This window comes from Staphylococcus sp. FSL W8-0304 (assembly GCF_038006565.1).
Taxonomy (GTDB): Bacteria; Bacillota; Bacilli; order Staphylococcales; family Staphylococcaceae; genus Staphylococcus; species Staphylococcus epidermidis.
In genome coordinates this window covers 581,067-605,778 of record NZ_JBBOVL010000001.1, presented here as the reverse complement: position 1 = coordinate 605,778, position 24,712 = coordinate 581,067, and the positions used below count along the sequence as shown (strand labels likewise).

The window sequence follows — 24,712 nt, the reverse complement described above, 5'->3', positions numbered from 1 at the left end:
CAACAAATACCCTTAGTTATAGATTGTCACTCAATCTAACTAAGGGTATTATTATATATTTAAAATTGTGTCAAAATTTTAAGTCCCTACTATGATTCAACAGCTGTCTTATTTGCTTTTCTACGAGAAAGTACTAAAGTGACGACAACTGAAACAAGAAATGCAATTATCATTCCTATTAAGTAATGCAACCAACCAGCGTGTGTAGGATTTATAGATATAAATCCTGGTAATCCAGCTGTACCAAGTGCTATCGCTTTTACTTTGAAGAATGAAATATAAGCAGCACCTATACCTGATCCTGCAACAGCACCTATAAATGGATATCTCAATTTAAGATTGACACCAAACATTGCTGGTTCTGTAATTCCTAGTAAAGCTGAAATACCTGCTGCGGAAGCAACACCTTTTAATTTTTTATTTTGCTTAATGATAAAGAATGCAGCTAAAGCTGCACCACCTTGTGCAATATTTGACATAGTTGCGATTGGGAAGATAAATGAGCCACCAGTTTTAGTCGCATCAGCAATTAATGTCGTTTCAACTGCAATAAAGCTATGGTGCATTCCTGTAATGACGATTGGCGCATATAATAAACCAAATATAAGTCCACCAATAGCGCCACCAAATTCATATAACCAAGTCAATCCATCAGATAACCAATAACCTAATTGACGAGTGACAGGCCCTACAAATAAAAATGTTATAAATGCTGTAATAAAAATTGATAATAATGGTGTCAATAAATTATCTAACACAGTTGGAATAACCTTACGTAACCATTTTTCAATTGTAGCTAAAATATATGTTGCTACGAGCATAGGTAATACTTGTCCCTGATAACCAACTTCATTAATATGTAGCCCAAAGACATCCCAATGTGGAATAGCTTTTCCTGCTTCTAAAGCTTTTGGAAAATCATATGCACTCATCAATCCAGGGTGAACGAGTATCATACCTAGAGCTGCACCTAAATAAGGATTACCACCAAATCGCTTAGCTGCACTAAAACCAATAAGTATTGGTAATAACGTAAAAGGTGCATTTGCGAATATATTAATCATATCAGCCAAGCCAGAAAATTGACTATGTACATCTATGATAGACTTACCATCATAGAACAAATCTTTAGCTGTGAAAATATTATTTAATCCCATTAACAAACCACCAGCTACAATAGCCGGAATAATAGGAACAAAGATATCAGATAACATTTTCACAAATTTTTGGAAAGGATTCATATGCTTAGATGATTTATCTTTAACTTCTGACGTCGTAGATGCTTCTTTTCCAGTTATTTTTTCTAATTCATTAAATACTTTATTTACTGTACCTGAACCTATAATAATTTGGTATTGACCACCTGTAGAGAATGTTCCTTTGACGACGTCCATATTAGACAAGGTATCTTCATCTACTTTACTCTCATCGTTCAGTACTAAACGTAACCGAGTTGCACAATGTGCCATTGCATCTAAATTTTCTTCACCGCCAATTGCTTTAAGTATTTCTTCAGCAGATTTTTTATAACTCATATTCATCCTCCTTTTAGAACCGGTTCCAATCACTTAATTATATTGTAACCGGTTCCAATCATTTACACAATACCCCTATTCATTTTTCTTGAAAAATATTAAACTACCTTTAATATCTGCAGTTAAATCAATATCACTATGGAGGGGCTTTAGTTGAAAGAACGTGGAAAAATAGAAAAATTGTGGCGTGAAGAAAAATATCGTGTGTTATTTCATGATCAAAATGCATATCATTCGATAAGAACGTTACTAAAATCACCTACCACATTGGATGAAGTGGAAGAACATATTGCGCACGCTTTAACCATTACACCGACCAAAGGCTCAGTCATCAATGCTTTTGAACATATGTGGGGGTACTTCAAAAAACAATGTACACAATATGAAAAACAACATAGTCGAGAATTAAAGGAGTTGTATATTGAAAATCAAATTGACTATTTTGAACTGTTGTCTTTTTTAAAAAATTTAGCAGATAAATATGCTGTCGAGTACTTACAACAAAGTACTATACTCAATATTACAAAATGAAGTGACAAAATCATTTAACAATTATGTTACGTCATACAAGATGAATACGTAAAAACACATCTTTATTTATATGTCATATTTGGTTTGATCATAAAAAAACTGCCGGCACAGTGGTTTAAAACTTTGCAGGCAGTTTAAAATCTGTACATATCGTTTATACAGAAAATCTTGCGAAAATGTACGCCTATAGATGATGACATCTATATGAGAATGATACTCATCAAATCACTCACATTTATAGTTTATAAGACAATGGAGTTTATAAGTATGTTTGAGACTATGTCCTTAAACTATTTGTTGAAAAGAATTAAAAGCGATATGAATACTTAATAAAATCTAAAACTTAACGGCGAACACCATGACAATGTTTAAAATTTAAATTAAATGTTACTTTGGGGGAGAGTCATTTTAATTCAAAATTCTAATTGTTGCTACTTCAATAATGAACATAAACTTATGGTACATTTAAAACGTGCATCGATGTTGATTCTTGATGTTGAAATAAAATGTTTAACTTTCATCAAAACTACCCATATACTAATGTTTATTCATCTTAATTTAAAAAATTAATAATCAAGAAATAGAATTTTAATGGAGTTGTTTTCAGATCATGGTGCTTGTGTTTTCTAGTTGTTAAATTCATTGATGTAATTGGAAAAGTTTTAAAAGATTACATAAGCATGAAACATTTTTACTCAATTAGTAATAAGTACTAAATAATGACACATCTAACATGTTGAGTCTTGTTATGGTCGATATCCCTTTTATTGTTCTTTCGATTAACGTTGAAATGAGCAGCGTACATTTAATTACAGTGACTTCGTTTTATAATTCATTCGAACTTCCCCTAAACCTCTAAATTGCTATTTTAGATTTTTAAAAGGAAACGAAATCTAACATTAATTATGTAGTAAAAATCTTTTTTTGACTCTATCTAAATTTTCCAAAATAATGACCCTATATTCCTAAATCAACTTTTATATTGTGCGAAACTTATAATTTCTAACCATTTTCTGTATTTAGCCAAGAAAAATTTTATTTTTTACTATTACTATTTCTTTATCAATCGCTTATAATTACATTTATTATTCTATCAAAACAACTAAATAATTGAGCGAAATAGATATACACGGTCACATTTAAATTTAGTTATTCAATTCATTCAAGGAGCTAATGTAATATACAATGACATGTTTTTTAAATATATATAAAGAATATCATTCTCCCCCTGAACGCAATATTAATAGAATTATTCTGATGTTTTCACTTACAAATGACTTAAAAATCACTATTAATGGTGAAACAAAAGATTTAGGTAATCATATAGCTATCATTAATCAATCTGACATCTATTTTATTAATAGTGCTTCAAATCTCGTATTACTCTCTATTCCAGTTATTTATTTTTATAGTAAAGATAATAAATTTTTTAAATGTTATTTTGACAGACATTTATTACAATCAAGCAGTTTTGTTAAAACAATTATTTTACAAGCTATTCAACATTTAATAAAAGGAGAAAATCAAGATGAGCAATCCATCTCTAAAATAATACAAACGCTACTAAAAGAAGCAGTCATTCGATATAAGAAAAAATATATTCCTCAAATTGCAGTTAATCATTCAGTGTTTACTGAAGGATTAACATTTATTCATTCAAAAGTATCACAGTCACTTTCACTACGAGAAGTAGCTCAACATTGTAATATATCTGAATCTTATTGTTCTAACCTATTTGCAAGATATCTTAATATGAATTTTAAAGATTATTTTACAAGCTTAAAAGTGATTGACTCTATAAAAAGGCTACTTTCATCTGAGGACTCAATTAACGCTATTTCAGAACAATCTGGATTTAGTAGTCATACCAATTTTACAAATCAATTTAAAAATTATTTAGGTTGTAGCCCAAAACAATACCGAACGATTATCTCTAAGTTAGACTCCTTACCTTCGATAAGTTTTAGTGATACTGACTTTTCACAATATATTGATTTAATTAATCAATTTGAGTTTAGTGATCATTTGGCTACTGAAACGACTGAAAGAGATATCAATGAATTTTATCCTCAAGATCAGACTAAAAACTCTAAAGCGTTTATACGTTTTCAAAATTTCAACGAATTATTTCAATTTGTTTTTAATGAATATTACAACATTGATTTTACCTCCCTGCCACAAGCTGTAATTTTTATCAATGATATCACTGATATTTCGACGCGAGAGGTGAACTTTAATTTATTAAATCGATGCTTTGAAAAATTATTCGAAAAAAATATAGGTTTAGCCATGAGATTAACATCTACAAATGAATTTGAATCTATCAAAGAAATAATTTTATTATTTCTTAATAGCCACCAAGATTATAAAATGAACAAAAAAATGGTTAAATTTATGTTAGTCTTTGAAACTAAGAATATGTCAGTGAACGATATACATTTATGCCATTTAAAAATTAAAAATAAAAATAAAGCTATCCGTTATAGTATAACTGTTGAAGGATTACTACACCAAAATTCTTCTATTGATCGAACTTATGATATGATGAAGCGATTAAATTTCGATTACTATTTTATAGACATTGAAAATCTAGAAACCAAAAACTCATTAATTACCAAACGTAAATCGTACTTACATTCGTCCACACACTTTGAAAATTATAAACAATTTATATTAGATTCCGGTATACCTTCAACTAAATTTGTTTACAATAATTTATCTTTAAAGTGTTTTAAATATACAAACAATGGTACTTATCCACTTCAATTATCTGACCTTGTTTGTCATTTAGTCGCATTAATGCGTTACGGGGGTGGTGTAAGTTATCAACTGATAGAAGATGAGAGTCCTTTTATTGCCTTATTTAATCGTTATGGTAGTCCCCTACCTCTCATGCACCTCTATAAATTAATCGAACCATTTTTAAATGAACCTTTAGAGATAGCTAACAATTTTTTAATGAGTCGCAAAGATGGTAACTATCACTTTTTATTATTTAATAAAATAAATGATCGTTATCTATCTGATAGTCAACAGCGCTACGTTTTTAAAAATACATTATCAACCAACTCATTAATTATTATTAAAACGTTAAATCATGAGCATGGCGCAATTCAAAACCTTCTACCACAAACTAAACAACAATTTTATATTGAACGTAGTATTCTTGATGAACTTGATAAATCAAATCAACCAAAAACAGAATTAGCTATACAACATGACCATCATCTTCCTTTCCAAGTCACCTTAAAACATGATGAAGTCAAATATATTTGTTTTAAACCTTCTTAAAAATCATCATAAGGTTGTTTCGTTTAAATTATGTGTGATAAGGATATATACAATAATAAGGAGATGATAATTTTGAATAAACAACAAGTGACAAAAGCAATAGAAAAAGTATTAAATTCTTCAAAAATTGGTGTCCTATCAACAGCACATCATAATAAACCTAATAGCAGATATATGGTCTTTTACAACGATGACTTAAACTTATATACAAAAACGAATATCAATTCACTAAAAGTCGAAGAAATAGAAAATAATCCTGATGCTCATATTTTATTAGGCTATAACGAAACAACAAACAATAGCTTTGTTGAAATAGATGCCACTATAGAAGTTGTCAAAAATCAAAAAGTTATTGATTGGTTATGGGAAACTCAAGACAAAACATTTTTCAATTCAAAAGAAGATCCTGAATTATGTGTACTCAAAGTTATACCTCGTTCAATTAAATTAATGAATGATGATGAACTAGATACGCCAGCTACAATTGAGTTATAAAATAATATCAAAATTTACCGTATTATAATCATTTTAGATTATGATGCGGTTATTTATTGTCTATTTATTGTCATTCATATCATCAAGCTCTATTTTATAAACTTTATTTTCTTTATACTACAATATATAATTGCAAAATGACTTAAAATTATGTATAAATGAATTAATATAGATAAAGGAGTTTTCAATAATGAAAAATAAAAAAGGATTAGGCATAGGTCTTATCACAATTATGATTATCGTTTGTATTGTACTAGTAATCATGATGTTCGTGGGTGGTAAGAAAGAATCATACTACGGTATTATGAAAGATAGCACGACTATTGATAAAATGATAAATACTAAAAATGAAAAAATTGAAAAAAACGTAGAATTACCTAAAGATGCTAATGTATCAGTTAAAAAAGAAGATTTTGTGATGCTCTTTAAAGATGAAAAAACTGGAAAAATTACTAAAGTTAAGAAAGTTAATCACGATGACGTACCTCATGGTTTAATGTCAAAAATCCATGATATGGGTAATATGAAACACGGAATGTAGAAGTATTAAAACTTGCATTTAAATTAGAACAATTTAGCACAAAGATGATTTTAAACTAAAAAATCATTTTTGTGCTTTTTAAATTTACATTTTTTCAAAAATGCATAAGAGCCACTTACTATCATAGATAGTTTTGCTTCTGTTTACATTTTTCAAAAATGCATAAGAGCCACTAACAATCATAGATTGTTTTGCTTCTGTTTGCATTTTTTCAAAAATGCATAAGAGCCACTAACAATCATAGATTGTAAGTGGCTCTAAAATGTCAGATATATAAATTTTTTAAATTGAATTTAAGTAGTTTTGACCTTTCTCTTTATCATAGACGTTTTCCCACTTAGCAATAACAACTGTTGATAGTGCATTACCAATAACATTAACACATGTACGAACCATATCTAATAAACGATCAATACCAATAATTAAAGCAAGACCTTGTGCTGTTATGTTCATAGAAGTTAATGTTGTTAATAAAACTACAATAGATACGCCTGGCACCCCAGCCATACCTTTTGAAGCAATCATAAGTGTGGCCATTAATACAAGTTGTTCAGTTAATGATAAATGTATATCATACATTTGAGCAACAAATAAAGCAGCTATAGATTGATATAAAGCTGAGCCATCTAAATTAAATGAATAACCGATAGGAATAACAAATGAAGTAACATCTTTTGGCGAACCAAAGCGTTCCATTTTCTTCATCATAATCGGCAATACTGCTTCTGAACTTGAAGTAGAAAAGGCAAGTAACAATTCACTTTTAAGTATCTTCATGATTGAAAAAATACTTATTCCAACCATTCTTGCAACAATTCCTAATACTACAATAACAAAGAAAACCATAGCAAATACTACAACAACTAATAATTTAAATAATGGAATTAATGCAGAAGCACCAAAAGTCATTACTGTCGTACAGATAAATGCAAATACTCCAATTGGAGCTAATTTTAAAATTTTATTGATCATCCAAAATACAGCTTCTAAAGTACCATTTAAGAATCCTTTAACGGGTTCTGCTTTTTCTCCTATCGCAGCTAATCCTAATCCAAAAAATACTGCGAAAAAGATAATCGGTAATAACTCACCTTTTGCCATAGATTCAAATAAATTCGTTGGCACAATATGAACTAATGTATCTATAAGATGATTACCATAAGTAGTCGCTTGTTCTGCTGAATGTGCAGATGATTGATATTTAGTAATATCGCCTTTAGGTAATTTATCTGGATCTAGACCTGAACCTGGTTTGAATAGATTACCAATGATAAGACCTAAACCTATAGCGATAGTTGTAATAATCTCAAAATAAAGGATTGCTTTCCATCCATAGCTTCCTACCTTTTTAGAATCCCCTAAATTTGAAATAGATAAGGCTAATGAACAAAATACAATCGGAATGATGATCATCTTAATTAAATTTAAGAACACATCACCAAATGGCTTAATATAATTTGCAACATCATCTTGTCCATATAGTAATAGACCAGCGATGACACCGAGTACCAAAGCAATAATTACTTGCGTTGGTAGACTTATTTTTTTCTTGAATAGAGCCATTATGCAAACTCCCCTTCATCTGACATCACTTAATTATATCAGATAATATCAAAATAGCTATATAATTTTTTTATTAAAAATACATGCATGCTGCATTTCTTCCTATTAAAAACAACACTAAAAACACACAGTTCTATGTTTAAATAAAACTGTGTGTTAATCCTTTATTTAGAAGGTTTATATTTTTGATCAAAATCACTATGTTTTGCTTTTTTAATACTTTTCTTCGTTTCGCTATCAAAACCTTCAATGAATATTCCTTTTGAAGTACTGATAGGTTGAATCACATATGTCACGTTAGGTTCATCTTTGAAAACGACTTCTTTATAGTATAGCCCCTTTTTAGTGCTATATGATGTTTTGTCTTTTTTCACTTTATCATTAAGATGATGGTCGCTCATATAGCTATCAATCAGTTCAAGATTTTTATGACCTTGATAAGCTTTGAGTCCAAAGAAAAATGCAATTGCTAATATTAGAGAGATAATCAAAATAATGATTACCCTAAAAATAACCTGTTTCTTACTCATTATTATAGAAACTCCTTTTATCTTATCACACACAATTATAAACGATTAATTCGTATAGAAAAGAAAGATTTAGTTAAATTGTAACAAAATGTTCGTTTGTAAATGTGAAAATTTTGAGAAGTTTTATAAAAACTCCCTTACATCATCAATTCGAAGTCTCACTGAATCGTGTGCATCTTGTGCTTTTTTACCTATAGCAATCGCTAAAACTGGCAGATATCTGTCAGAATCATAACCGATAATATCCGCAATATTTTCTTTATCGAAGCCGCCAATAGGGTTTGTATCGTATCCATGAGCTTTCGCTGTAAGCATTAATTGCATTGCCATTAAACTACTATCTATATTCACAATATCTTTCATGCCTTCTCTAGATAAGTTTTTATAATAGGGTAATATCCAATCTAACAGTTGTGCTTTGATATCTTCTGTCATCAATTGTTGTTCTACAGCATCGCCATAAATCTGTTCAGCTTTTTCGTAGTTTTGTAAATCTCCAAAAATAATTAACATAGCTGAGGATGTTGTTAACTGTCTGGAATTGAATCCAAATGATTCTTTAACTTTTTCTTTCATTTCATCACTTTCTACAACAGCAATTCTCCATGGTTGCATATTAACCGATGATGGTGCTTTAGTTGCTTTAGTAATGATTTCATCCATTTCTTCTCGAGGAATTTTATAATTCTCATCAAATACCTTTACTGATTTTCTACTGTTAAGCACTTCGTTAAAATCATTTATACGTGTCAATTTTCGTACTCCTCCATTTTTTAAAAAATTGTTTTATTATCAAATTAAACTCATTCAAATATTTGATAAATTTAATTTAAAGCAATTTGAATTATAGTGATGAGATCAATACTTGACAAGTGATACGCTTCATAATATTGTTACCTTAACAAGGAGTGATTAAATGTATGTAGAGAATAGTTATTTGAGCAAACAATTATGTTTTTTATTTTATGTTTCCTCTAAAGAAATCATCAAAAAATATACAGATTACCTAAAAGAGTATGGTCTTACATACACAGGTTATATTGTATTAATGGCGATAGAAGATGATGAGAAACTTAACATTAAAAAACTAGGCGAAAGAGTCTTCTTGGATTCTGGCACGCTGACACCATTATTAAAAAAATTAGAGAAAAAGAATTATGTCATTCGAACTCGTGAAGAACAAGATGAACGGAACCTTCAAATTTCTTTAACAGAACGTGGCAAGGATATTCAAAATGTTCTATCTGATATTTCACAAAGTGTTTTTAATGAATTTAATATTACTCAAGAAGAAACCCAAAATTTAGTTGAAGACTTGCAAAATTTTGTAACGAAAAATTTTGATAAAACAGTGGAAAAGTGATACTTATAGAGACTAGAGACAAAAGTAAGCTTTTTAAATACAAATACAACAAAACTTTCAACTTTAGCAATAGCGATACAATTTAATAGTAATAGTATGTCTAAAGTAAGCTTTTGTCTTATTCTCTCGTACAGTCAGTATATTTTTTTGCACCTAATTCCTACTAAACTTATCTAAATACCTCTTTTTTTTGCAAGTTACATCACTTTATCTATACTCTATTAATTACAAGCATTGTAAAGACCATTAATGAATGATTATAGATATTTTAATAATTATCCATTTTAACATCTAAAAATGTGAATTAAGGTGGTATTTAAATAGACTATCAAGATGTGTGTTGTTTGTTTCCCTTCATATAATGGAGGTTGAAAGAAGCAATTGTATAGCTATTTTAATGAAAGTAGAGGGTGTGATTGTAAAATCAGTTATTCACATATATGACAACATGGAATTATGTTAAAACATTAAGATATACGTATTTTTTAAAATGATCTATCGACTGCCAATGTCTTGAAAGGATGATTGTTTCCTAATTCATTGATAGTCTTTGGTTCAGTATGTGTATGAAAACTGACTGTTAGTTATTTCATTTTAATGAAACGAAAAATAGCAAAATTTTTTGAATATTTTATTTTGATATTAAACAAAAATGTGCCCTAATTTGAACACACTTTAATGCTCACCTTAGGACACAATTTTTATTTATATACGAATAGCTTTCTCTTTTTTATTTAAATGAATCATTGTAATAAGAGCAATTACACCAAATATAGCCAAGAAGAAGAAAGCGAGATGACTTGAACCAGTGATACTCGTTACAAAAGTAATCACCAGTGGTGGGAAGAAACCGCCTAGTCCTCCCATCATGGATACAATACCATTCGCTGAACCTGCTTCTTTAGAAAAGTATGAAGGTGCTAATTTAAATATTAAACCATTACCTATACCTGCACAGATACTAATTGCTAAACAGCCTATCGTAAACAGAACAATATGACTAGATAAGCTTAATATAAGCGCACCAATAATCATTATCACGAAGTCGATGATAAGCGCTTGTACTGCATTAAATTTATCACCTATAACACCACCAACCGGTCTTAAGAACGTCGCTAGTGCTATAAATATACCTGAACGAATACCTGCATCCACTTTATCAATACTAAAATGATCAACTAGAAAGTTCGGTAAAAAAATCCCAAAAGCCACAAAAGCTCCAAAAGTAATAAAATACCACAAACTTAAATAATACAACTTATAATTCTTAGATAGGTCTTTGACTTGAGCCATCAAAGGAATCTTCACTTTCGGCTCATTTTTATCTCCTAAAAAAAACATTAAAATTGCAAATATACTTAGAATAATTAAATAACTACGAACTGTATTTTGCCAGCCAATTGCACCTGCTAACACTGGGGCACAAAATGATGAAACTGCAGTACCAATATTACCTACACCATATATACCATTTGCTAGACCAACTTTGTCTTTTGAAAAGTATTTGGGTACAGAAGTAACACCCACTGAAAAAATTGCGCCACCAATTCCTAGAAAGAATCCTGATAGCATTAGCATACCGGGTGATTGAGCTTGACCTAAAAGAAAAATTGGAAGTAATAATACAATAAAACTCCAGAAAAACACCCATTTAGCTCCTACAATGTTAGTTAAGTACCCAAATGGCACACGTAGTACAGAACCTAAAATAACAGGAATAGCTAAAATGACAGATATTTGTCCCGGAGAAATATCAATATCTTGTGAAATAAATGGCATCAATGGAGAAATAATACTCCAAGCCATAAAGCCAGCGACCAAACTCAATGTCTGTAACGTAAGCTGAGAAACACCCTTTTTCATGTTCATTTTGATTCACCTTCATCTGATTTAATTATAAGGTGTATTGGTACTTTGTGAGGGCTTAATAAGAGGTCAAAATTAATTATATAAAACAAAATTAAACAAAGTACCAATCACACATTCATTTTAATATGTTTGTGAAAATATGAACATAAGGATATACCCTGATTTTACTTTTATTTTTCCCTATATAAAGCTACAAAAAAAGGACTACTTAGCCATAGACTAAGTAAGCCCTAATAATCAGTCATGATATACATTTAAAATTCTAATAATTTTTTCTTTAAGGCATATTCAACTAATTCAGGTTTACTCTTTAAATTTAGTTTCGTCATAATATGCGTTTTATGTGCTTCTACCGTTTTTACTGATACAAACAACTTTTCTGCAATATCTTTATTGCCATAGCCTTTAGCTATAAGAGGTAATATTTCTAACTCTCGTTTCGATAAAATTTTAAATGGATCTGAAGAGGATGACACTTCATCCGTTTGAGATTGATTGACAAACTCATTGACTAAAGACGTCGTCAATTTCATATCAACATAAGTTTCACCTTGATATACTGTACGTACGGCCAATATTAATTGCTCATCAGGTGAATTCTTTAAAATATATCCTTTAGCACCACTTTTTAACACATGAAATAAATATTCTTCGTCATCAAACATCGTAAGTATTAAAATTTTAGTTTCAGGAAAACTTTCAGAAATTTTACTGGTTGCGATTAAGCCAGACTCTCCTGGTGGCATGCTCAAATCTAATATTAAAACATCTGGTTGATGTTCTAACACTTTTTGGTAAGCTTCAACCCCGTCAGCTGCAGTTGCAACAACTTCCATATCTTCTTGATAATTTAATATCATTGAAAATCCTGTCCTAACAACTGCATGGTCATCCGCTATAACTATTTTCACTTCAATTCCCCCAACTTACATCATCAACTTAAATCGGTATATCTAATGTAATTATAGTACCTCTATTAATATGTGTCTCTATATTAACATGACCGTTAACTAATTCTGCACGTTCTCTCATTCCGTACAATCCAAGTCCAGAGCCTTTAGGGTGATGATCTAAACTAAACCCTTTACCTCGATCCACAACCTCTGCTACAAGCTGCTTGCCATCACTATGCGTACTTACCTCAATTTCATTAACCTCAGCATATTTTAGAGCATTAAATACCCCCTCTTGAACTACACGATACACAACTGTTTCAATTTCACTATCAAAACGCATGCCTTTAATATTCGAATCATATTTAATATGCATACCATAATTTTCTTCAAACTGTTTAAAATATGATTTAAAAGCTGCTTCAATACCTAAGTCATCGAGAGAAGAAGGTCGTAATTCAACAGACATATTTCTAATATCATCAATAAGCTGTGATAATAGTCCTTCTATACGTTGAGATGTTTCAGCTAACACCTTATCCTTGTACTTATACTTCAAAAGCCTTAGTTCAACATCTATATTAAGCATATCCTGTATTACACTATCATGTAATTCTCTAGAAATACGCTTCCGTTCATTTTCTTGTGCTTGAATTGAACGATGTAACATTTTTTGTTGATACATCTTTTCTTGCCTTTCAATCTGAGGCGCCACATTCTGTAATGTAAATGCACTAATACCTCTTTGTTCATCAATATTTTGATACATAGCTGTAAAAGGCTTAATTTCGTTATCTTTTGTCTTCATAAATACTTGGAAATTTGAATGTTGTAATTGCGTTGTTTCTAAAAAACAATCTTTACACGATTGTACATCATATTCATTAGAGTATCCTTCACATCGATGACAAATCGCATTTGTCATAGCATTATAATTATCTTCTTCAGTTAAAATATCTTTTGCTGCGTCATTCATAGCAATAATTTTTCCATACCTATTAACAAAGACAATTTTCTCGTTCGTGGTTTCATAATAATTCTTAAGTAATTGCTCTAAACTTAAATCAGTTTGCTCCAACATATTTACCACCTAGTTTATTTCTGTAAAAATACCGATTTGTTTTTCAATATTAAGTTGGTCCAATGACTGAGGTAACGGCTGATGATTTCTTTGACCTAATAGTAAAACGCCATACATTGAATTTTCTAACCATAAAGGTACTGCAACTACAGCTGTCAATGACTCACTAAGAATGATTGGAAATTTAACTTTCTCTTCTGGAGATAAAGCTGTATCTACATCAGCAATAACCATACGTTTACCGGTTTTCATCACCATTCCAGCAAGCCCTCTACCCTTTCTCAAAATGATAAGTTTATATCTATCATTTGTATTACCTGAAACATATTGCCATTTAATTGGTGATGAAGTGTGATGATAATCATATAAAGCGATACCACCAAAATCATAACCCTCTTGCGCTCTCAACTTATCTAAATTCATTTGTAAATGTTGATTATGTTTTAAAGATTCTGGTTCCACACTTTCACCTCATAATAAATTAAATTTTGTTTTTGCGATAAACAATGTATCTTCTATTCATATAAGACAGTGGTACACTCCAAACATGTACTAAACGAGTAAATGGCCAACACGCAAATACTGTAAACCCTAATAATATGTGCAGTTTAAACGACCAAGGCACGTTTAACATTAAGTCAGCATTTGGAGAAAACATGAATAAATGTCTAAACCATATCGCAATGGTTTGACGATAATCAAATTCAGGTTGAATCGCATTGGTTACAAGCGTAGAATAACAACCCATTATTAAAATAATCAACAAAACGAGATTTACGAATATATCTGAAAATGAACTTAATCGTCTAACATTTTTGATGGATAGTCGTCTTAAAGTTAGCAACAACATTCCTATTAATGTTATTATACCAAAAACACTACCTATATAAACTGCACCTATATGATAGATATGATTATTTACACCTATCGCCTCTAACCAATTAGCGGGAATCAATAATCCCACAACATGACCAAAGAACACCGGAATAATACCTAAATGAAAAAGTAAACTTCCCCATTTTAATTGTTTCTTTTCAATCATTTCACTCGACTTTGCTGTCCATGAAAATTGATCGTATTTATATCTTGCGATATGTCCAATAACAAATATTGCTAAACATAAATATGGATAAATAATCCATACAAATTGATTAAGCATGATTTTCCACCTCTTTCAAAGGCATGATACACGCTTTTAACGTTTTTCTTAATGCACTGACAACATATGCATAGGGATTATTGTTTTCAGCAAGGGTATTTGCCATTTCATATGTGCCATCTTCAATAATCATAATGACTAGTTGAAGGTTTTCCTGTGCTCGACTATCATTTTTAAAATCAGCAACTTGCAAAAACTGTAGCATCAATGGAAGAAAATCAGATAATTCATTATCAACCATTTTTAGTCCAAACATTTCGTATAAAACCTTCAATTTAGCTAGCATTTGTCCACGTTCCTTTTGCGTGTCAAATTTATTAAATGTCATATAGAGTGGGTGTTTTTTACTAAAATCAAATGTATCTGTATAGATAGCTTTAATTTCTGACAAAGTATAATTCATCATGATTTCTCTATATGCAAGCAATTCTTCATAGCCAGGATGAGACTTAGAAATGGTTTCTTCAAATATTTTTGGGTGAAATGTCATTTTTTCTGGAAAATTCATTTGTTGACCAAGATAGCCTAAGCTATCTTGGTATAGACTTAATTGTTCAAGGTTAATCACGGAAGATCCCTCCATAGAAATTTTCATTATAAATTTCTTGTCCAGTTTTACCTGATTGAACTGCAACACCACAACCTTCACAATTAGAGCCAAAGTACTCTCCACCATAACCTTGACTTCCTTGCGCTTTATAAGTATCTAAATATGTTTCTTTATGAGAAGAAGGCACAACAAAACGATCTTCATATTTAGCAATACCTAGTAAGCGATACATTTCAGTCATCTGTCTTTCAGTAAGTCCTAATCGTTCTAATTTAGATGTATCGAAAGGTTGGTTTGTTATTTTAGAACGCATATAACTTCGCATCATGGCCATTTTTTGCAAGCCCTCTTTAACAGGTTCTGTGTCGCCAGCAGTTAATAAATTTGCTAAGTATTGAATAGGTAAACGCATTTCCTCAATAGCTGGGAATATCATATCTGGATTTTGACCTGCATTTTCACCTTCGAAATAACTCATAATAGGACTTAAAGGTGGACAATACCACACCATTGGCATAGTTCTAAATTCAGGATGCAATGGAAAGGCCATTTTATATTCTATTGCCAATTTATACACTGGTGAGTTTTGAGCTGCTGTAATCCATTCTTGATTTATTCCATCTTTTTCAGCTTGAGCAATGACTTCCTCATCAAATGGATCAAGGAATAGGTCTAATTGTTTTTCGTATAAGTCTTTTTCATCTTTAGCTGAAGCCGCTTCTTGAACACGATCTGCGTCATATAATAAAACACCTAAATATCTCATACGTCCTGTACAAGTTTCTGAACATACGGTTGGCATACCAGCTTCGATTCGTGGGAAACAAAATGTACATTTTTCAGCTTTATTTGTTTTCCAGTTAAAATATACTTTTTTATACGGACATCCAGTCATACAGTATCTCCAACCTCGACAAGCTTCTTGATCGACGAGAACAATACCATCCTCATCTCGTTTATACATAGCTCCTGATGGACAGGATGCTACGCAACTTGGATTCAAACAGTGTTCACATAGTCTTGGTAAATACATCATAAATGTCTCATCGAATTGAAATTTAATATCTTCTTCTATTTTCTGAATATTTGGATCCTCTGGTCCTGTAATGTGGCCTCCAGCTAAATCATCTTCCCAGTTTGGTCCCCATTTAAGATTCAATCTATCACCTGAAATTAAAGAGTGTGCTGTCGCCACGGGAGAGTGTTGTCCTTGTTTGGCATTGGTTAAATGTTCATAGTTATATGTCCACGGTTCATAATAATCTTGAATGAGTGGCATGTCAGGATTATAGAAGATTTTACCTAAAGCAATTTTTGACCATCTATTACCAGATTTTAATTCAAGCTTTCCTTTTTTATTTAGCACCCAACCACCTTTATATTGTCCTTGGTCTTCCCATCTTTTTGGATATCCTACGCCCGGTTTCGTTTCTACGTTATTAAACCACATATACTCTGCACCAGGTCGATTTGTCCATGTGTTTTTACATGTCACACTGCAAGTATGACAACCAATACATTTGTCTAGATTCAATACCATTGCAACTTGCGCTTTAATCTTCAAGCCAATTGACCTCCTTCATTTTTCTAACAGCTACATACTCATCTCTTTGATTTCCAATTGGTCCATAATAGTTAAAGTGATAACTAATTTGTGCATATCCTCCTACTAATTGAGTAGGTTTCAAGTGAATACGAGTAGGTGCATTATGAGAACCTCCACGAGTATCAGTAATTTCAGAACCAGGTGTCTCTATGTGTTTATCTTGTGCATGATACATAAACATTGTGCCTCTAGGCATACGATGAGATGTTACAGCTCTGGCAGTAACAACTCCGTTTCTGTTGTATACTTCTAACCAGTCGTTATCATTAATGCCATGGTCAGCTGCGTCTTCATTTGAAATCCATACAACCGGCCCACCTCTAAACAATGTCAACATGCGTTCATTATCTTGATAAGTTGAATGAATGTTCCATTTTCCATGAGGTGTAAGGTATCGAAGCACTAATGTATCTTGTCCACCTTTAACTTTTTTATCACGAGCACCAAATACCATTGGAGGTAAAGTAGGTTTATATACCGGTAAACTTTCTCCAAATTGTTGGAATACCTCATGATCTATATAATAACTTTGACGTCCAGTTAGCGTTCTAAATGGCACTAAACGTTCCACATTAGTTGTAAACGGTGAGTAGCGTCTTCCATCTTTATTAGAGCCAGGGAATACTGCAGTTGGAATCACTTCTCTTGGCTGAGAAGTAATGTTTAAAAATGATATCTTTTCAGAAGCACGTTCTTTAGAAATATCTTTAAGTTCCATACCTGTTTGATTTTCTAAATCTTCATATGACTTTTGTGATAATTTGCCGTTTGTAGCAGAGGATATATTCAAAATGACATCTGCTACTTTTCTCGCTGTATCTATTCTCGGTCTATCATTTTTAACTGAAGTAGTATTATCATCATTCCAAGTTCCAACCATACTTTTAAGTTCTTCGTACTCTTCACTAACGCTATAACTCACCCCATGGGCACCTATTTTTCCTTTTTCTAGTTTTGGACCAACAGTAACGAATTTATCGTAAATTTGTGTATAGTCTCGCTCTACTATAGAAAAATTAGGCATTGTTTTACCTGGTACACCTTCAATTTCTCCCTTAGACCAATCTTTTACAATACCGTATTCAGTTGAAATTTCTTGTTTAGAATCATGTCCTAATGGCGTAGTTACGACATCTTTAAATTTACCTGGAAGATAATCTTTGGCCATTTCTGAAACAGCTTTACTTAGAGTTTTATAAATATCCCAGTCCGAACGCGATTCCCATAATGGGTCGATCGCTGGATTAAATGGATGAATAAATGGATGCATGTCTGTAGAAGATAAATCATGTTTTTCATACCAAGTTGCAGCAGGTAAAACGATATCTGAATATAATGGCGTTGCAGTCATTCTGAAATCAAGTGATACTAATAAATCGAGTTTCCCTTCTGTATCCTCGCGCCATTTAATTTCCTCTGGTTTATCATCTTCATTTGGCTCTGCCATTAAACCAGAGCGCGCACCTAACAAGTGCTTCATAAAGTATTCTTGTCCTTTAGCTGAACTAGAAATTAAATTAGATCTCCATACAAATAATGTTTTAGGATGGTTTTTTCTTAAATCTGGATCTTCTATCGCAAATTGTGTATCTTTATTTTTAACTGATTCAATCGCTTTTTGTAGGATAGCTTCATTTGAATCATCACCTTCATCTTTAGCGTCTTCTCCAAACAATAGACTGTTTTTATTAAACTGTGGATATGAAGGCAACCAACCCATACGAGCAGCCGTTACATTGTAATCAGCTGGATGTTGATGCTTAATATTTTCAGCTAATGGTGATTTCAATTTATCTACATTTGATTCTTCATACTTCCATTGATCTGTAGCGAAATAAAACCAACTTGTACCATTTTGTAAACGTGGAGGACCTTGCCAATCTTTAGCAAATGCAATAGTATTCCATCCTTCAATTGGTCGACATTTTTCTTGTCCAACATAGTGTGCCCAACCACCACCGTTAACACCTTGACATCCACACAATAGTACTAAGTTAAGTATTGAACGATAAATAGTATCCGAGTTAAACCAATGGTTGATACCAGCCCCCATAATAATCATTGAACGTCCACCAGTATCAATAGCATTTTGTGCAAATTCTTTTGCCACTTTCGTCACTAACTCTTTTTTGATACCTGTAATTTGTTCTTGCCAAGCGGGCGTATATTTAGAAGATGCGTCATCATATGATGTAGCTTCTAGTTCGTGTTCAAAACGTTGGACACCATATTGACTCGTCATTAAATCATAAACCGTAGCGATTTTAACTTTCTCTCCGTTAGCTAATTGAATAGTTCTCGTTGCAATAGGTCTCTCAAAGATGCCATCACCACTGCTATCAAAGTATGGAAATTGAATCGTATCAACATGATAGTCACTTTCAGCCATTGATAACATTGGATCAATCGGTGTACCGTCCTCTGTTTCAAGTTTCAAATTCCATTTTTTACCTTCTTCCCAGCGTTGGCCCATTGTGCCATTAGGAACAAGTAATTGTTGACTCAATTTGTCTTGAATAACTGGCTTCCATTCATTATTTTCACCTGACATCCCTAAATCAGAAGCACGCAAGAATCTACCTGCTTTATAGCCATTCTCATCTTCATCTAACATAATGACAAACGGCATATCAGAATATTGCTTAGCATAGTTAATAAACATATCATTCGGATGATTTTCATAATATTCCTGTAAAATAACATGTGTCATTGCTTGTGCAATCGCTGCATCTGTACCCGGATGTGGTGCAAGCCAATGATCGGCGAACTTAACATTCTCAGCATAATCAGGTGCTACTGAAATAACTTTCGCCCCTTTATATCTAACTTCAGTCATAAAATGTGCGTCAGGTGTACGTGTTAATGGAACGTTTGATCCCCACATCATAATGTATGAAGCATTGTACCAATCACTGGATTCTGGCACGTCTGTTTGCTCACCCCAAATTTGTGGAGATGCAGGTGGTAAATCAGCATACCAATCGTAAAAACTTAACATTTCTCCACCTAACAAATTAATAAATCTTGCTCCTGAAGCATAACTAATCATCGACATAGCAGGAATAGGAGTAAATCCAGCAATACGATCCGGCCCATCTTTTTTTATGGTGTATAAAATTTGAGCTGCAATGATATCTGTGACATCTTTCCAATTTGCTCTGACGTGTCCACCTTTACCTCTTGCTTCTTTATATTGTTTCGCTTTTTCTTCATTTTCTACGATGGATGCCCATGCCGCAATTCGATTTCCCTTTTGTTCTTCAAGCGCTTCGGTCCATAAATCTAATAATTTACCTCTAATATAAGGATATTTAACTCTTAACGGACTATATTCATACCAAGAAAATGATGCACCTCTCGGACAACCTCTTGGCTCAAATTCTGGCATATCAGGTCCACAACTTGGATAATCAATTTGTTGATTTTCCCATGTAATTACGCCGTTTTTGACAAATACTTTCCATGAACATGATCCAGTACAGTTAACACCATGCGTCGTTCTCACAACTTTGTCGTGGCTCCATCTTTCTCTATACATCTTTTCCCATTCTCGACTTTTATGCTCTAATACCGACCAATTTCCATTAAACTTTTCTGTCGGTTTAAAGAAATTCAATCCAAATTTTCCCATTTTATTAATCCTCCCACCATACAAGGTTATATCCTTTCTCAATGCATAGGTATTGTGTCTTATCTTTATTGTACATTTTTTCACAAAGCCATTATATTAGGGAATGTCCTAATTGATGTTAGAGATTCCCTAAAAAATAAGGCCTACAAATTCATAATGAACTTGTAGACCCAAATGTTTTATACATATATTGTTTTAATACTCTTGTGTTGAATCATTTCGTTATACACGTTTTGTTGAGAAATGTGGTAGCTATGGTCAAAATCAATCAGACATTGGATTCCTTCATCATATAAAGTTTCAGCCCTTGCAATTGCACGTTCTTTATCTCCCTTGATTAAATATAGATTTCCCTTGTCATTCTTATTATTATTCAATAACGTACGATTAATGTCATCAAGTATATTACCTAAAATGCATATGCCTGGATGACCTTCTAGTTGTTGAGAAACCAATTGTTCTTCAATCGTACTTAAATGACCTATAACAATCTTTTCATTGTAGCAGGAAGCATTAAACACTATTGCAATGGGGTAGTCTTCATTCGTATATGATTCAATTTGTTTAATAATTTGACCTAATCTTTTCACACCCATATAAATAGCTAAAGTGCCTCCATTAATCAAGTTCCTAATATCCGTATCGTGATTAACCGAATCTTTAAAATGACCAGTTGAGAAGGTCACACTCGGTGCGATAGAACGCATCGTTAATCCTATATTCATAGTTGCTACAGCAGCACTTGCTGATGTCACACCAGGGACAATCTCGTAATGAATATGATGATTTTCTAATGTTTGTACTTCTTCTATAATTCTACCAAAAATCGCAGGATCTCCCCCCTTTAGTCTCACCACACATTGATATTGATTAGCTGCTTCAACAATTTTTTGATTAATCTCCTCTTGTTGAATGTGTTTACAATAAGGTTTCTTTCCCACATTGATCACTTTTGTTTGAGAAGAAGCATACTGCAAGATGAAAGGATTTACGAGACGATCAAATAAAATCACGTCAGCTGATCTAATTAATCGTTCAGCTTTTTTAGTTAATAAGTTTGGATTGCCTGGTCCTGCACCGATTAGATAAACTGTGCCAGGATAAGTTATAGACATAAGTAAATATCTCCATCAATAACTTCTACTTCATATGTTTCTACACATCCTGTATCAGGTTGTTGTACTTCTCCAGTTTTTAAAGCTATTTTTTGATCGTGTAACGGACAGTAAACATAATCACCACTTACAGTCCCTTCAGACAACGGTCCTTCTTTATGTGGACATATATTTCCAATGGCATATAAATCACCATTATCTGTGAGAAAAATACCTATTTCTTTTTCGTTTACAACTACTTTTTTGCCTATTTGAGGAATCATTTCATTCATTGTTGTAACTTTAACCTTTTCTTTAGCTTTCATTCTTACACCTTCTCAACTTCAAAGATTTTTTGTGCTTCTTTATTTTCAACAATAGCTTCCCATGGTTCATTCTCAACAGCTTTTTTGGCTTCCATAATTCTTAAATACAGTTCTTTTTGCTTTTCTTGATTTAATAAGACATTCTTGACATTTTCAAAGCCCATACGTTCTAACCATGGTGCTGTTCTTTCAGCGTAAATACCTGTTTCTCTGTAATATTGCATGAGGGCACCACATAATTGAATCACTTCATCTTCGGTTTCAACTGTCGTTAACAATTTACCTACAGTAACATCAGTGCCACCATTACCTCCTATAAATATTTGGTAGCCGTTTTCAACAGATATGACACCAAAATCTTTAACACCAGACTCTACACAACTTCTCGGACAACCTGATACTCCCATTTTAAATTTATGAGGCGTATCAATATATTCAAATGTTTTTTCAAGTCTTATTCCTAGTCGAGTTGTGTATTGTGTACCAAAACGACAAAACTCTTTACCAACACAACTTTTAACAGAACGCGTCTTTTTACCATAAGCAGAAGCAGAACGCATTCCTAGATCTTTCCAAACTTGTGGTAATTCTTCTTTCTTCAATCCATATAAACCTACACGTTGCGAACCTGTTACTTTAACAAGTGGTACGTTATACTTTTTAGCAACTTCTCCTAATCGAATAAGTTGGTCAGCATCTGTAACACCACCGCGCATTTGAGGGATCACTGAGAAAGTACCATCATTTTGTATATTTGCATGATATCTTTCATTAGCGAAGCGAGAGTTTTTTTCATCTCGATGTTCAAAAGGATAAACCATATTTAAATAATAATTAATTGCTGGTCGACATTTAGGACAACCATCTTTATCTTTGAAATCAAGAACGTGTCGTACTTCTTTTGATGTTTTGAGATTTTTAGCTCTGATTTGAGTTACAATTTGGTCTCTTGTTAAATCAGTACATGGACAAATACCTGTTGGTTTTGCTGCAATAAAGTCGTCACCTAATGTATATTGTAATAACTCACCAATTTGACCTTTACACTTACCACATGAATTACCTGCTTTTGTTGCTTTAGTCACTTCATCTACAGACGTTAAGCCTTTAGTTGTTATAGCATTGACAATTGTTCCTTTATCAACACCATTACATCCACAAATCGTTTCATCATCAGACATATCAGCGATAGATGTCCCCGCATCTTCATCACCTTTATGCAATAAAGAAACAAGTGTATAATCTTCAAGCGTTTCATGTTTTTTCATCATATTATAAAATCGTGATCCATCATCAGTATCACCATACAAGACAGCACCAACGACTTGACCTTGACTTAAATACACTTTTTTGTAGATATTGTCGACACTATTAAAAATTTCTACACCATGGACATCTTCATCTTCAACAATTTGCCCTGCGCTATATAAATCACAACCAGATACTTTAAGTGAAGTGAAAGTAGTAGATCCTTTATAACCTTTTGTTTCTTTACCAGTTAAATAATCTGCTAGCACTTTGCCTTGTTCATAAAGTGGCGCCACCAATCCATAAACTTTCCCATCATGTTCGGCACATTCACCGACTGCATAAATATGAGAATCAGATGTTTGCATATAATCATTTACAACAATACCTCTATTGACATCTAATCCACTATCTTTAGCAACTTCAGTATAAGGTCTGATACCAACAGCCATAACTACTAAATCTGTTTCAATCACCCGACCGTCAGCTAATTTAATAGCTTCAACATCTTTATCACCAATGATTTCTTTAGAATTTGCTTGAAGTTCAATCTTCATACCTTGCTTTTCTAAATCCGCTTTAAGCATTTCTCCGGCTTTACGATCCAATTGCATTTCCATGAGCCAATCAGCTAAATGAAGAACTGTCACTTCCATTCCTTGATCTAGAAGTCCTCTGGCACACTCTAAGCCTAGAAGACCTCCACCAATGACAACTGCGCGTTTTTTCGTTTGGGCAATTTCAATCATTTTATTTGTATCATCAATTGTTCGCCATCCAATGACACTGGGAAGATTTGAACCCGGTATAGGTAATACAAAAGCTTTTGATCCAGTAGCGAAAATACAAATGTCATACTCTACTTCAATACCTTTAGAAGTAGTAACTATTTTGTTTTCTTTATCAACTTTTTCCACTGGATCATTATTTATAAGTTCAATATTATTCTCTTGATACCAATCATAAGAATTCATAATTGTATCTTCAACGGTCATTTTCTTCTGTAAAATATTGGATAACATAATTCTGTTATAGTTCGGATAAGGTTCTTTTCCAATAATAGTAATATCAAATTGTGATTGTGAACGTTCTAAAATCTCTTCTATCGTTCTTAACCCTGCCATGCCGTTACCAATCATTACAAGTTTTTGTTTTGCCATACTTTAAATGCCCCTTTTATCAATATAAATTTTTAATACAAAACACAATGTAACTTTATAAAAGGTCAGAAATTTAATCATTTTGTATTTCTCTCTTCATGTTCATCTTATAACAAAACTTCAGTTTTTTGTGATGTAATTCACATTTAAATTTAAAATCGGGGATTTCCCTAATGGCATGGATATGGTTTTCTAGGATGAAAATGAGGTCAAAATTAAAACAAATATTATAAATTAATTAATAAT

General features: G+C 32.2%; 20 protein-coding genes. 5 read left to right on the top strand and 15 right to left on the bottom strand.

The annotated features are described in order from the left end of the window. Nucleotides 1–89 precede the first annotated feature (89 nt). Nucleotides 90–1,535 carry a sucrose-specific PTS transporter subunit IIBC gene (locus NST35_RS02590; protein ID WP_002457299.1) on the bottom strand — a complete coding sequence of 482 codons (1,446 nt, stop codon included), beginning with the start codon at nucleotides 1,533–1,535 and terminating at the stop codon, nucleotides 90–92. Nucleotides 1,536–1,688: 153 nt separating this feature from the next. On the opposite strand from NST35_RS02590, the gene NST35_RS02585 reads away from it, so the two are divergent. The 4 genes from NST35_RS02585 (at nucleotide 1,689) to NST35_RS02570 (ending at nucleotide 6,393) form a co-directional block, all read left to right on the top strand. Continuing rightward, a complete protein-coding gene (locus tag NST35_RS02585; RefSeq protein ID WP_002447208.1) occupies nucleotides 1,689–2,066 on the top strand; it encodes a YbgA family protein in 378 nt (125 codons plus the stop codon). A 1,185-nt stretch (nucleotides 2,067–3,251) separates the two neighbouring features. Beyond that, nucleotides 3,252–5,357: an AraC family transcriptional regulator Rsp gene (gene rsp / locus NST35_RS02580; protein ID WP_002438342.1), complete on the top strand. Its 2,106-nt coding sequence runs from the start codon at nucleotides 3,252–3,254 to the stop codon at nucleotides 5,355–5,357. 72 nt (nucleotides 5,358–5,429) lie between these two features. After that, on the top strand, nucleotides 5,430–5,852 hold the full coding sequence (locus NST35_RS02575; RefSeq protein ID WP_002456062.1) for a pyridoxamine 5'-phosphate oxidase family protein: 423 nt from the start codon (nucleotides 5,430–5,432) through the stop codon (nucleotides 5,850–5,852). A 190-nt stretch (nucleotides 5,853–6,042) separates the two neighbouring features. Next, on the top strand, nucleotides 6,043–6,393 hold the full coding sequence (locus NST35_RS02570; RefSeq protein WP_002438338.1) for a DUF4889 domain-containing protein: 351 nt from the start codon (nucleotides 6,043–6,045) through the stop codon (nucleotides 6,391–6,393). A gap of 282 nt (nucleotides 6,394–6,675) precedes the next feature. On the opposite strand, the gene NST35_RS02565 is transcribed toward NST35_RS02570, so the two are convergent. From NST35_RS02565 to NST35_RS02555, 3 genes are all read right to left on the bottom strand, one after another. After that, nucleotides 6,676–7,956 (bottom strand): dicarboxylate/amino acid:cation symporter, encoded by a 1,281-nt coding sequence (locus tag NST35_RS02565; RefSeq protein ID WP_002456060.1) that lies wholly within the window; start codon nucleotides 7,954–7,956, stop codon nucleotides 6,676–6,678. Between the two features lie 164 nt (nucleotides 7,957–8,120). Beyond that, a complete protein-coding gene (locus NST35_RS02560; protein WP_001831482.1) occupies nucleotides 8,121–8,486 on the bottom strand; it encodes a DUF3139 domain-containing protein in 366 nt (121 codons plus the stop codon). 123 nt (nucleotides 8,487–8,609) lie between these two features. Beyond that, the gene (locus tag NST35_RS02555; RefSeq protein ID WP_002438333.1) at nucleotides 8,610–9,239 is read right to left on the bottom strand and encodes a nitroreductase family protein; all 630 of its coding nucleotides are present in this window, start codon (nucleotides 9,237–9,239) and stop codon (nucleotides 8,610–8,612) included. A 163-nt stretch (nucleotides 9,240–9,402) separates the two neighbouring features. Between NST35_RS02555 and NST35_RS02550 the strand changes: the two genes are divergently transcribed. Further along, nucleotides 9,403–9,849: a MarR family winged helix-turn-helix transcriptional regulator gene (locus tag NST35_RS02550; RefSeq protein WP_002438330.1), complete on the top strand. Its 447-nt coding sequence runs from the start codon at nucleotides 9,403–9,405 to the stop codon at nucleotides 9,847–9,849. Between the two features lie 705 nt (nucleotides 9,850–10,554). Here the strand turns inward: NST35_RS02550 and NST35_RS02545 are convergent. The 11 genes from NST35_RS02545 to nirB form a co-directional block, all read right to left on the bottom strand. Beyond that, nucleotides 10,555–11,718, bottom strand: a complete 1,164-nt coding sequence (locus NST35_RS02545) for a nitrate/nitrite transporter (protein ID WP_340747251.1) — start codon at nucleotides 11,716–11,718, stop codon at nucleotides 10,555–10,557. A 254-nt stretch (nucleotides 11,719–11,972) separates the two neighbouring features. Next, on the bottom strand, nucleotides 11,973–12,629 hold the full coding sequence (gene nreC / locus NST35_RS02540) for a nitrate respiration regulation response regulator NreC (RefSeq protein WP_002457306.1): 657 nt from the start codon (nucleotides 12,627–12,629) through the stop codon (nucleotides 11,973–11,975). Between the two features lie 28 nt (nucleotides 12,630–12,657). Beyond that, on the bottom strand, nucleotides 12,658–13,692 hold the full coding sequence (locus NST35_RS02535) for a sensor histidine kinase (protein ID WP_340747250.1): 1,035 nt from the start codon (nucleotides 13,690–13,692) through the stop codon (nucleotides 12,658–12,660). A gap of 9 nt (nucleotides 13,693–13,701) precedes the next feature. After that, nucleotides 13,702–14,154 carry a nitrate respiration regulation accessory nitrate sensor NreA gene (nreA, locus tag NST35_RS02530; protein ID WP_001831592.1) on the bottom strand — a complete coding sequence of 151 codons (453 nt, stop codon included), beginning with the start codon at nucleotides 14,152–14,154 and terminating at the stop codon, nucleotides 13,702–13,704. A 19-nt stretch (nucleotides 14,155–14,173) separates the two neighbouring features. Further along, nucleotides 14,174–14,851 (bottom strand): respiratory nitrate reductase subunit gamma, encoded by a 678-nt coding sequence (gene narI, locus NST35_RS02525; protein ID WP_002457308.1) that lies wholly within the window; start codon nucleotides 14,849–14,851, stop codon nucleotides 14,174–14,176. Beyond that, entirely contained in the window at nucleotides 14,844–15,419 is a 576-nt protein-coding gene (gene narJ / locus NST35_RS02520; RefSeq protein ID WP_002457309.1) for a nitrate reductase molybdenum cofactor assembly chaperone, read from the bottom strand. The genes narI and narJ overlap by 8 nt, the downstream gene beginning before the upstream one ends. Next, entirely contained in the window at nucleotides 15,412–16,965 is a 1,554-nt protein-coding gene (narH, locus tag NST35_RS02515; protein WP_002475317.1) for a nitrate reductase subunit beta, read from the bottom strand. The genes narJ and narH overlap by 8 nt, the downstream gene beginning before the upstream one ends. Continuing rightward, complete coding sequence (locus NST35_RS02510; RefSeq protein WP_099606277.1) at nucleotides 16,955–20,638, bottom strand: nitrate reductase subunit alpha; 3,684 nt, start codon at nucleotides 20,636–20,638, stop codon at nucleotides 16,955–16,957. The genes narH and NST35_RS02510 overlap by 11 nt, the downstream gene beginning before the upstream one ends. A gap of 179 nt (nucleotides 20,639–20,817) precedes the next feature. Beyond that, nucleotides 20,818–21,753, bottom strand: coding sequence for a uroporphyrinogen-III C-methyltransferase (cobA, locus tag NST35_RS02505; RefSeq protein WP_002457311.1), 936 nt, complete (start codon nucleotides 21,751–21,753; stop codon nucleotides 20,818–20,820). Next, nucleotides 21,744–22,058, bottom strand: a complete 315-nt coding sequence (gene nirD / locus NST35_RS02500) for a nitrite reductase small subunit NirD (RefSeq protein WP_001831573.1) — start codon at nucleotides 22,056–22,058, stop codon at nucleotides 21,744–21,746. The genes cobA and nirD overlap by 10 nt, the downstream gene beginning before the upstream one ends. Before the next feature lie 2 nt (nucleotides 22,059–22,060). After that, the gene (nirB, locus tag NST35_RS02495; RefSeq protein ID WP_002457312.1) at nucleotides 22,061–24,466 is read right to left on the bottom strand and encodes a nitrite reductase large subunit NirB; all 2,406 of its coding nucleotides are present in this window, start codon (nucleotides 24,464–24,466) and stop codon (nucleotides 22,061–22,063) included. Nucleotides 24,467–24,712 lie beyond the last annotated feature (246 nt).

Bases quoted from the DNA above. Each gene is read 5' to 3' on its own strand.
- nirB (WP_002457312.1), bottom strand. From the start codon at position 24,466: ATGGCAAAACAAAAACTTGTAATGATTGGTAACGGCATGGCAGGGTTA.
- cobA (WP_002457311.1), bottom strand. From the start codon at position 21,753: ATGTCTATAACTTATCCTGGCACAGTTTATCTAATCGGTGCAGGACCA.
- NST35_RS02510 (WP_099606277.1), bottom strand. From the start codon at position 20,638: ATGGGAAAATTTGGATTGAATTTCTTTAAACCGACAGAAAAGTTTAAT.
- NST35_RS02535 (WP_340747250.1), bottom strand. From the start codon at position 13,692: ATGTTGGAGCAAACTGATTTAAGTTTAGAGCAATTACTTAAGAATTAT.
- NST35_RS02550 (WP_002438330.1), top strand. From the start codon at position 9,403: ATGTATGTAGAGAATAGTTATTTGAGCAAACAATTATGTTTTTTATTT.
- narI (WP_002457308.1), bottom strand. From the start codon at position 14,851: ATGCTTAATCAATTTGTATGGATTATTTATCCATATTTATGTTTAGCA.
- NST35_RS02560 (WP_001831482.1), bottom strand. From the start codon at position 8,486: ATGAGTAAGAAACAGGTTATTTTTAGGGTAATCATTATTTTGATTATC.
- rsp (WP_002438342.1), top strand. From the start codon at position 3,252: ATGACATGTTTTTTAAATATATATAAAGAATATCATTCTCCCCCTGAA.
- NST35_RS02545 (WP_340747251.1), bottom strand. From the start codon at position 11,718: ATGAACATGAAAAAGGGTGTTTCTCAGCTTACGTTACAGACATTGAGT.
- NST35_RS02565 (WP_002456060.1), bottom strand. From the start codon at position 7,956: ATGGCTCTATTCAAGAAAAAAATAAGTCTACCAACGCAAGTAATTATT.
- NST35_RS02590 (WP_002457299.1), bottom strand. From the start codon at position 1,535: ATGAGTTATAAAAAATCTGCTGAAGAAATACTTAAAGCAATTGGCGGT.
- nirD (WP_001831573.1), bottom strand. From the start codon at position 22,058: ATGAAAGCTAAAGAAAAGGTTAAAGTTACAACAATGAATGAAATGATT.
- NST35_RS02570 (WP_002438338.1), top strand. From the start codon at position 6,043: ATGAAAAATAAAAAAGGATTAGGCATAGGTCTTATCACAATTATGATT.